This window comes from Rhodovibrio sodomensis (genome assembly GCF_016583645.1).
Taxonomy (GTDB): Bacteria; Pseudomonadota; Alphaproteobacteria; order Kiloniellales; family Rhodovibrionaceae; genus Rhodovibrio; species Rhodovibrio sodomensis.
The window spans coordinates 1-1,064 of record NZ_NRRL01000274.1; the positions used below are offsets into that span (position 1 = coordinate 1).

1 protein-coding gene is annotated in these 1,064 nt (G+C 57.2%); it reads left to right on the top strand.

Going from position 1 to position 1,064, the window contains the following annotated elements:
• The first annotated feature begins 187 nt into the window (after positions 1 to 187).
• Positions 188 to 1,012 (top strand): hypothetical protein, encoded by an 825-nt coding sequence (locus tag CKO28_RS27715; RefSeq protein WP_200344767.1) that lies wholly within the window; start codon positions 188 to 190, stop codon positions 1,010 to 1,012.
• Positions 1,013 to 1,064: the final 52 nt, after the last annotated feature.

Sequence of the window (1,064 nt, forward strand, 5' to 3'; positions counted from 1 at the left end):
AACCCTGTTAGACTCACTCATGGCGTGAACCTCGGGTGTTTATCTCCGACATCGCTAAAGCCCCGGTAACAAGGGCTTCCGAGGTCACGCCACCCTTCTGTACTGCCCCGGCGGTGAATTACCCGGGGAAACGGTTGTTTGGGGTATAGACTTTTTCGCGTTCGATGAGGCAAACACACTGCCACCGGTGTTTACGCGCGACCGACTGAATCGTTTCGGGCTTAGCGTCTATGACGCGATGTTCACGACGATTGCCGGGACGACCCTTGTGAAAAGTGTGGGAACTGTCGCGGCTAACCTGAGCCACGATGGGGTCAGCCAGCCTTACTTCGACAACGGTCAACTAACGGCGAACGAAATGTCGGAGCAAGTTGCAAGAGAGGGTATGCGCGCGCGTTTCCGGCAGTCTTTGGATAATTATATGAACCGACGTTTCCGGGCGTACGAGCCATCGGATCGTGCATGGCGGGAATTCGAAAAGGCCCTGAAGGAATTACGTCGGCGGGACGTAAAGGTTCTGATCTTCATACCGCCGACCCATGTGGCACATCTGGAATCCATACGTTTACGGGGACTATGGCCGCAGTGGGTCGACTTCAAGCGTCGTCTGGCCCAACGCACGTCCTATTGGGACTTCTCAGGCGTCAATGCCGTTACGACAGAACCGATCGCTGATGAAATGTCATTTTACTGGGATATCTCGCATTTTCGCTCGCGCGTTGGAGATCGCATTCTGGCGCAATTTTTCGATCAGAAGGCTCTCGGAAACGGCCAATCTCAGTTCGGGCAGCACGTGACCGCACAGACCTTGGCGCAGCGCCTATCCGAGGAAAAAGAAGCGCTTGCGCGCTGGCGGGCGCGGCATCCGTCTCAAGCGGAGTTTGTACAGCGCCAACTGAGGAACCTGGGGAAGCCTGTTCTGCGACAACAACGGTGGCCGGTCCCGTTGCCTCACCGAGGAATCTTACCGGAGGGTGGTTGTCGCTCAGCCCTCGATTTCCGCCCGGTGTAGCCGTGCGGTCCCCATCCTGAGTCGAACAGCTCCGGCCGCGACGCGCCAAGGA